General features: G+C 65.9%; 8 protein-coding genes and 1 pseudogene. 8 read left to right on the top strand and 1 reads right to left on the bottom strand.

Translation table 11 applies throughout. From position 1 onward, the window contains the following. Positions 1-155, top strand: a pseudogene (locus Q1J95_RS12095) (50S ribosomal protein L10); the annotation flags it as partial. Between the two features lie 48 nt (positions 156-203). Further along, the gene (gene rplL, locus Q1J95_RS12090) at positions 204-587 is read left to right on the top strand and encodes a 50S ribosomal protein L7/L12 (protein ID WP_300267855.1); all 384 of its coding nucleotides are present in this window, start codon (positions 204-206) and stop codon (positions 585-587) included. A gap of 62 nt (positions 588-649) precedes the next feature. Here rplL and Q1J95_RS12085 read toward each other — a convergent pair whose 3' ends face one another. Beyond that, positions 650-1,654, bottom strand: coding sequence for a LacI family DNA-binding transcriptional regulator (locus Q1J95_RS12085; RefSeq protein WP_300267853.1), 1,005 nt, complete (start codon positions 1,652-1,654; stop codon positions 650-652). Positions 1,655-1,918: 264 nt separating this feature from the next. On the opposite strand from Q1J95_RS12085, the gene Q1J95_RS12080 reads away from it, so the two are divergent. The 6 genes from Q1J95_RS12080 to Q1J95_RS12055 form a co-directional block, all read left to right on the top strand. Further along, positions 1,919-3,241, top strand: a complete 1,323-nt coding sequence (locus tag Q1J95_RS12080; RefSeq protein WP_300267850.1) for an ABC transporter substrate-binding protein — start codon at positions 1,919-1,921, stop codon at positions 3,239-3,241. Between the two features lie 101 nt (positions 3,242-3,342). Next, a complete protein-coding gene (locus Q1J95_RS12075; RefSeq protein WP_300267848.1) occupies positions 3,343-4,482 on the top strand; it encodes a carbohydrate ABC transporter permease in 1,140 nt (379 codons plus the stop codon). Then, the gene (locus tag Q1J95_RS12070) at positions 4,479-5,459 is read left to right on the top strand and encodes a carbohydrate ABC transporter permease (RefSeq protein WP_300267846.1); all 981 of its coding nucleotides are present in this window, start codon (positions 4,479-4,481) and stop codon (positions 5,457-5,459) included. The genes Q1J95_RS12075 and Q1J95_RS12070 overlap by 4 nt, the downstream gene beginning before the upstream one ends. A 30-nt stretch (positions 5,460-5,489) precedes the next feature. Next, entirely contained in the window at positions 5,490-6,878 is a 1,389-nt protein-coding gene (locus Q1J95_RS12065) for a cystathionine beta-synthase (protein ID WP_300267844.1), read from the top strand. 69 nt (positions 6,879-6,947) lie between these two features. Further along, positions 6,948-8,102, top strand: a complete 1,155-nt coding sequence (locus tag Q1J95_RS12060; RefSeq protein WP_300267842.1) for a cystathionine gamma-synthase — start codon at positions 6,948-6,950, stop codon at positions 8,100-8,102. Between the two features lie 193 nt (positions 8,103-8,295). Continuing rightward, positions 8,296-8,707: MFS transporter (locus tag Q1J95_RS12055; RefSeq protein ID WP_300267857.1), on the top strand; the 412-nt coding region annotated here is incomplete at its 3' end.

The raw sequence follows: 8,707 nt of genomic DNA, 5'->3' as shown, positions 1-8,707 counted from the left end.
TCCTCAACGCCGACGAGGTCAACATGTACGCCTCGCTCGAGAGCCGTGAGGTTCTGCTTGCGAAGGCCGCGGGCATGATGAAGGCGACGATGGCCAAGGCTGCCGCAACCGTCGACGCTCTTCGCGCAAAGCTGGAGACCGCAGAGGCCGCGTAAGCGACCCGCGTTTTCTTCCCACAAACCCCATCTCATAGGAGAAACATCATGGCTAAGCTCACCACTGAGCAGCTGCTCGAGCAGTTCGCTGACCTGACCCTCGTCGAGCTCAACGACTTCGTCAAGGCGTTCGAGGAGAAGTTCGAGGTCACCGCTGCTGCCCCCGTCGCCGCTGCAGGTGCCGCTGGTGCCGGTGGCGCCGCTGAGGCTGAGGAAGAGAAGGACTCCTTCGACGTCATCCTCGAGGCTGCTGGCGACAAGAAGATCCAGGTCATCAAGGCTGTCCGCGAGCTCACCTCGCTCGGCCTCGGCGAGGCCAAGGCCGTCGTCGACGGTGCTCCGAATGCTGTCCTCGAGGGCGCCAACAAGGAGACCGCTGACAAGGCGAAGGAGACCCTCGAGGCCGCCGGCGCCACGGTTACGCTCAAGTAATCGCGTCATAACGCTTTCGAAGACCCTGGGCTCTGCCCGGGGTCTTCGTGCGTTCGGGCGGGTCAGCGCGGCTTGGCCGTCGAACTGCGAACCGACAGGGCGGATGCCGCGACCACGTGCTCGACCCGGGCGGACGAATGCTCCATCCGCTCACGCAGCAATCGCACGGCATCTCGTCCCTGCTGGCGCGGATGCTGCTGAATCGTCGTGAGCCCGAACATCTCGGCGTGCGCATGATCGTCGATGCCGACCACGCTCAGCTCGGTGGGGACGGCGATTCCCAGCCGCCGGGCCGCGATGATCGCGCCGATCGCGACCTCGTCGCATACGGCGACCACGGCGGTCGGGCGGCCGCGGCGGTCGCTGAGCAGGTCGACAGCCGCGGCGTAACCACCAGGCATACTTGACGCCCCTGGGGTGTGTTGCGCGTGCGCGGTGAGGCCGGCGGCGTCCATCGCCAGGCGATAGCCCGACATGCGCAGCGTCTCACTGTAGCTGGCCTCAGTGGCCGTCGCCCCGCCGCCGAGAAAGAAGATCTGCTTGTGGCCGAGTTCGATCAGGTGTTCGGTCGCGATGCGCATCGCCGTCGGGTCATCGATCGACACGCCGCTCGAACGATCATCGAATGCGCTCACTGTCACGACGGGGCGTCGGTTGCTCAGCAGCTGTTCCATCTCGTTACTGCCGGGCGGGATGCCGACCGCGATGGTCGCATCGAAGCGTCGCCGGGGGAGCGTCTCGGCGAAGAGTCGGCTTCTCGCGGCCGAGCCCTCGCGCACGGCGTAGAGGGAGAGGTCGTGGTCGAAGGAGAGCAGCGACTCCTGGATTCCCTCGAGCAGCTCGGCGAAGAACCACCGATCAATCGAGGGAATGATGACACTGACGGTGTGGGTTCGTCCGGTGGCGAGGCTGGTCGCCGTCGAATGGGCGATATACGACAACTCGTTCGCCGCGTCTTGCACCTTCGTGCGGGTCTCGGGGGAGACGTAGCCGTTGCCGCTGAGCGCCCGACTCGCCGTGGCCTTGGAGACGCCGGCGCGCCGAGCGACATCTGCGATGGTGCTCATGCATCCTCCTCGACACCCACCTGCGCCCCGGCGCACATCGTCGATAGCGTAGCGGAATCGCGATGGAAAGGGAACCGGTTCCAGACAGATTGGCCGGGAGCGCTCCCAATGCCGCAACCGCGCGGCAAGGAAAGGTTGCGAGCTTGTGATGTTTCCGCATTGCGCGAGGGGCTCATCGGAAGTAGGTTGGGGCTGGAATCGGTTCCCGAATGGTCGCGTTTTGGTGGCCCGCCGGTGAACGTGTACTCGAAGAGGAGAAATCACATGACTCTGTCACAGCGTTATCGGCGCCTGGCACCGCTGGCCATCATCGGCGCGGCGGGCATCGCGCTTGCCGGGTGTGGTGCACCGGGCGCCCCTGAGGGCGGCGGCGACGGGGGCGGCGACGTCTCTGGTGAGACCGTCACCATCTACGGCACGATCGTCGACAGCGAGGCCGAACTGCTGCAGCAGTCGTGGGAAGACTTCGAAGCCGAGACCGGAATCGAGATCAAGTACGAGGGCAGCCAAGACTTCGAGACGCAGTTGGGCACGCGCGCCCAGGGCGGCAACCCGCCCGACATCGCGATCTTCCCCCAGCCGGGACTGTTCGCGGACTTCGCCTCGCGCGACTTCCTCAAGCCCGCACCGGAAGAGGTCGAAAGCAACGCGAACGAGTTCTGGACCGAAGACTGGGTGAACTACGGCACGGTGGATGGCACCTTCTACGGGGCGCCGCTGATGGCCAACGTCAAGGGCTGGATCTGGTACTCACCGGCGAAGTTCGCCGAGTGGGGCGTCGAAGTTCCCGAGACGCTCGATGACATGGCCGCGCTCACCGAGACGATCCAGTCGGCCACCGGCGCCCCCGCCTGGTGCGCCGGCTTCGAATCGGGCACGGCAACCGGTTGGCCGGGCACCGACTGGATCGAAGACTACGTGCTACGCCAGGCTGGGCCCGAGGTCTACGACCAGTGGGTCGCGAACGAGGTTCCGTTCACCGACTCACAGATCAAGGCGGCCTTCGACTCGGTGGGTGAGATCCTGCTGAACCCTGAGAACGTCAACGCCGGGTTCGGCGAGGTCTCCTCGATCAACTCCACCGCGTTCGGTGACGTGGCTCCGGCTCTCGCCAGCGGCGAGTGCGCGCTGACACACCAGGCGTCCTTCCTGTCTGGCTTCTTCCCCGAGGGCACCGACATCGCCGAGGACGGCGACGTCTGGGCCTTCATGCTGCCGGGTGAGAGCGCTGGCGACAGCGCGGTGACCGGTGCCGGCGAGATCGTCGGAGCATTCACCGACACCGAGGCCACGCAGCAGGTGCTCGCCTACCTCTCCAGCGCGGAATGGGCCAACTCTCGCGTGAGCCTGGGCGGTGTGACCTCGGCGAACAGCGGACTCGACCCCGCCAATGCGCAGGACCCGATCCTGCAGGAGACCATCAAGATCCTGCAGGACCCGGAGACAACGTTCCGCTTCGACGCCAGTGATCTGATGCCGGGTGCCGTAGGCGCCGGCACGTTCTGGAAGGGCATGGTCGCCTGGGTCAACGGCAGTTCGACCGACGAGGTTCTCTCGCAGATCGAGACGGGCTGGCCCGAGGGCTGACCCGGACTCCGGTGGGCCGCTCACCAGCGGCCCACCGGTTTCGCCGCGTGCGACGATGCGCGCGGCGCCGATGATCTGCACGCTCTTGTAAAGGGGAACCCGTGACCGCGACAGACTTCTTCGGATGGGTGGGCCAGCTTCCGCCGATCCTCCAAGCAGTGGTGGTCGTCATCGCCTTCGCGGTGGTGGTGGCCGTCATCCTCCTTCTCGTCGACATCGCCCCGCGCACCGGGACGGTGTATACCTGGATCCGGCTGGCGATGTGCCTGCTCATCCCGCTCGCGGTGATGTGGTTCTTCCGCTCGTACTACTGGGCGATGGGCGTCGCCGTCGTCGTGGGCGCGGTGTTCTTCCTGCTCGACTATCGGTCCCGGCAGGGCAAGGGCTATCTCATCCAGCTGGTCGCCTTCCTCGCCCCCGCCTTTCTGCTGCTGCTGGTCGGGTTGATTCTGCCGTCGATCCAGACGTTCGTGGCATCCTTCCTGAACTCCTCCGGCAAGAGTTTCGTCGGCCTCGCCAACTACACCTGGATATTCGGGCAGCCCGACGGGGTCCGCGTCGTGCTCAACACGATCGTCTGGGTGCTCGTCGTCCCGACCGTGTCGACGATCGTCGGCCTGGCGTATGCGGTGTTCATCGACCGCACTCGCGGCGAGAAGATCTACAAGGTGCTCGTGTTCATGCCGATGGCGATCTCGTTCGTCGGCGCCGGCATCATCTGGCGTTTCATGTACGAGTATCGCGGCGCGGGGTACGAGCAGATCGGTTTGCTCAATCAGGTGATCGTTTGGCTCGGCGGCACGCCGCAGCAGTTCCTGCTGAATGCGCCGTGGAACACCATGTTCCTCATCATCGTGCTCATCTGGGTGCAGACCGGTTTCGCGATGGTGATTCTCTCGGCATCCATCAAGGGCGTGCCCGCAGAGCTGCTCGAAGCCGCCGAACTCGACGGCGCGAACGCGTGGCAGCGGTTCACCTCCGTCACGGTTCCCGCCATCCGCCCGGCACTCATCGTGGTGCTCACGACCATCTCGATCGCCTCGCTGAAGGTGTTCGACATCGTGCGCACCATGACCGCGGGAAACTACGAGACCAGCGTTCTCGCGAATGAGATGTATACGCAGTTCTCGAAGTTCGAAGCCGGCCGCTCTGCTGCGCTCGCCGTCATCCTGTTCATCCTCGTGCTGCCGATCGTCATTTACAACGCACGCCAGATCCAGAAGCAGCGGGAGATCCGATGACCGACATCAAGAACCTCGACACCGCTGCGAACCCGGCCGGTGGCGCCGCGACCAGAGCGGTCTCCACGGGCGGGAAGCTCAACGCCTCAGCTGGACGCACGCGCAAGCGGCTCTCACGCCCCTGGGCCTCGGTCGCATCGATCATCATCGCGTTCCTGTGGACTCTGCCGACGCTCGGCCTGTTCATCTCGTCATTCCGTCCGCGTGATGACATCCAATCGAGCGGATGGTGGGAGTTCTTCCTGAACCCGCGGGTGACGGGCGAGAACTACGTCGACGTGCTGGCATCGGGAACCACGCAGCTGACCATGCTCGAGTCCTTCGTGAACTCGATCGCGATCACGATCCCCGCCACGATCGTGCCCCTGATGGTCGCGTCGATGGCAGCCTATGCCTTCGCGTGGATCGACTTCAAGGGGCGCAACTTCCTGTTCATCTTCATCTTCGCGCTGCAGATCGTGCCGATCCAGATGGCCTTGGTGCCGCTGCTGAGCACGTTCTCGCGCGGGCTGACGGTCTTCGGCGTCCCGATCACGCTCGAGCTCGGAGCATCCGGCGGGTACGCGCAGGTCTGGTTCGCGCACTCGATGTTCGCGCTGCCGCTGGCCATCTACCTGCTGCACAACTTCATGTCAGAGATTCCCGGCGACATCATCGAGGCAGCTCGGGTCGACGGCGCCTCGCGCGGACAGATCTTCTTCCGCGTCGTGCTGCCGCTGACGATGCCGGCCATCGCGTCGGTGGCGATCTTCCAGTTCCTGTGGGTGTGGAACGATCTGCTCGTGGCGTTGGTGTTCGCCGACGGCGGCGCGGCGCCGATCACGAAGCTGCTCGCTGAGATCACCGGAACCCGTGGCAACGAATGGCATCTGCTGACGGCGGGCGCGTTCGTGTCGATCATCGTGCCGTTGATCGTCTTCTTTGCGCTGCAGCGGTATTTCGTTCGCGGACTGCTGGCCGGCTCGACCAAGGGGTAACAGAGTCAGCAGCACCCGTACGCTTGAGCCATGGACTATGCCGAGCACGTCGCCGATCTCGTCGGTGGCACCCCGCTGGTGAAACTGCAGCACGTCGCCGCCGATGTGGCGTGCACGGTGCTGGTGAAGCTGGAGTACCTGAACCCCGGCGGCTCGGCGAAAGACCGTATCGCGAAGCGGATCATCGACGCGGCTGAGGCTTCGGGCGATCTGAAACCGGGCGGCACGATCGTCGAGCCCACCAGTGGCAACACTGGCGTCGGGCTCGCGCTCGTCGCCCAACAGCGCGGCTACCGCTGCGTATTCGTGGTGCCCGACAAGGTCGGCGAAGACAAGATCGATGTGTTGCGTGCCTACGGGGCCGAGATCGTCATGACGCCGACGTCGGTGGCCGCCGACAGTCCCGAGTCGTACTACAGCGTCAGCGACCGGCTCGTGCGGGAGATCCCCGGTGCGTTCAAACCGAATCAGTACGACAACCCGAACGGGCCGCGCAGTCACTACGAGACGACGGGGCCAGAGATCTGGCGCGACACCGACGGGACGGTCACGCACTTCGCCGCCGGCATCGGCACCGGTGGCACCATCAGCGGTACCGGGCGGTATCTGCGCGAGGTATCAGACGAGCGGGTGCGCATCATCGGCGTCGATCCCGAAGGCAGCGTGTACAGCGGCGGAACGGGACGACCGTATCTCGTCGAGGGTGTCGGTGAGGACATCTGGCCCGGTTCGTATGACCCCAGCGTGCCGCACGAGATCGTCGCGGTCGACGATGCCGAGGCGTTTCGGATGACCCGTCGCCTGGCCCGTGAGGAGGGGCTTCTCGTGGGCGGATCCAGCGGCATGGCAGTCGTCGGAGCGCTGCGCGCGGCACGCGACCTCCCCGCGGATGCTGTGATGGTCGTGCTGCTCCCGGACGGTGGTCGCGGGTACCTGTCGAAGATCTTCAACGACTCGTGGATGCGTTCGTATGGGTTCAGCGATGTCGGAGAGGCCGAGACTGTCGCCGATGTGCTCGCGGCGCGGACCCTTCGACAGGCTCAGGGGCCGACCAGCGGCATCCCGGCTCTGGTGCATGCGCACCCGAGCGACACCGTGCTTGAAGCCATCGAGATGATGACCGAGTACGCCGTCTCGCAACTCGTCGTGCTCAGTGCCGAGCCGCCGGTGATGATGGGCGAGGTCGTCGGCGCCGTCGACGAGAAAGGACTGCTCGACAGGCTCTTTCGTGCTGACGCGAAACCGACGGATGCCGTGGGCGCACACCTCGGCGATGATCTGCCGCTCGTGGGGATCCACGCCACGATCGAGCAGGCGCGCACAGCGCTCGCCGACGCCGATGCGCTGCTGGTCACGGTCGAGGGACGCCCGCACACCGTGCTGACACGACAGGACCTGCTCGCATACCTGTCGCGCTGACCGGTTCGCCACTGACGCAGGACGTAACAGCCGCGCTGCCATGGCGTGCGCAGACGTAGGCTGAGAGACATGTCTGACCATGCCTTCGCTACCCGAGCCATCCACGCCGGCCAGGCCGCCGACCCGCGCACCGGCGCGATCATCCCACCGATCTACCAGGCGTCGACGCATGTGCAAGACGGCATCGGTGGCTTCCGCGACGGCTATGAGTACAACCGGGCAGGAAACCCCACCCGCAGTGCGCTGGAGACACAGCTCGCCGCGCTCGAAGGTGGCGCGAGCGCACTCTCCTTCGCCTCCGGGCTTGCCGCAGAAGACGCGCTGCTGCGCGGCATCCTGCGCCCCGGCGATCACGTGCTCCTGGGTAACGACGTGTACGGCGGCACGTACCGTCTGCTGACGAAGGTGCTCGCCCCGTGGGGCGTCGAGACCACCACGGTCGAGCTCAGCGACGCCGATGCCGTGCGTCAGGCGATCCGCCCTGAGACCAAGATCGTCTGGATCGAGACGCCGAGCAACCCGCTGCTGAAGATCGTCGACATCTCCGCGACCGCCGAGCTCGCGCACGCCGCTGGTGCCATCGTCGTCGTCGACAACACCTTCGCGTCGCCGGCGCTTCAGCAGCCGCTGTCTCTCGGAGCCGATCTCGTGGTGCATTCGACCACCAAGTACCTCGGCGGTCACTCCGATGTTCTCGGCGGCGCGGTGGTGTTCGCCGACGACCGCTTCTTCGAGCAGGTGAAGTTCCAGCAGTTCGCGGTCGGCGCGGTGTCAGCGCCGCTGGATGGCTGGCTCACCACCCGCGGCATCAAGACGCTGTCGGTGCGGATGCGTCAGCACAGCGAGAACGCGCGAGCCATCGCCGAGTGGGCCCAGGCCCGACCCGAGTTCGAGAGCGTCTTCTACCCGGGGCTCGATGCACACCCCGGCCACGAGATCGCCGCGCGTCAGATGAGCGGCTTCGGCGGCATGCTGTCGTTCGCGCTCGCCGCGGGGCCGGCGGCCGCGCGAGCCTTCGCCGAGTCGACGACGCTCTTCCAGCTCGCTGAGTCTCTCGGCGGGGTCGAGTCGCTGATCGGCTATCCGCCGGACATGACGCACGCATCCGTGCGCGGAACCGAGCTCGCCGTGCCGGAGAACGTCGTCCGGCTCTCGGTCGGCATCGAAGACGCAGCCGACCTCATCGCCGATCTGGAACAGGGGCTCGCGCGCGTCGCGCACTGATACCGCTCACCCAGGCGCTCGGCGCTAGCATTGATGAATCTTGAACGATTCATCGCGGCCTGACGCCGATTCCCCTTCTTCCTCCGAACGAACTCCGACCGGCAGCATCCGGGCCATCACCGGCGCCATTCGCACGAGCTCTCCTACCGGCGCCATCCGCACGCTGGGGGCGAATCCGGCGACCGCGCCGATCATGCTGCATCCGGGCGATGCGATCTCGACCGGCCGGCGCACGCTGTACATCATTCTGCTCGGCGCGCTGACGGCCCTCGGCCCGTTCACGATCGATCTCTACCTGCCGGCGTTTCCTCTGCTGGAGGAAGATTTCCACACCACGGCCACGGCGATTCAGCTCACGCTGACCGGAACGATGATCGGCTTCGCGGTCGGCCAGCTCGTCGTCGGTCCGCTCAGTGACAAGGTCGGGCGCCGGCTGCCGCTCATCGCGGTGACCGCGCTGCATGTGCTCTCAAGTGTTGCGGCCGCGTTCGCGCCCGATCTGCTGCTGCTTGGCGGGGCGCGCGTGCTCATGGGGATCGGCGCCGCCGCCGGGGGAGTGGTCGCGATGGCGATCGTGCGCGATCTGTTCGGTGGCCGACGACTCG

Source organism: Microbacterium sp. (assembly GCF_029263575.1).
Taxonomy (GTDB): Bacteria; Actinomycetota; Actinomycetes; order Actinomycetales; family Microbacteriaceae; genus Microbacterium.
This window is presented reverse-complemented; position numbering and strand designations above follow the sequence as displayed.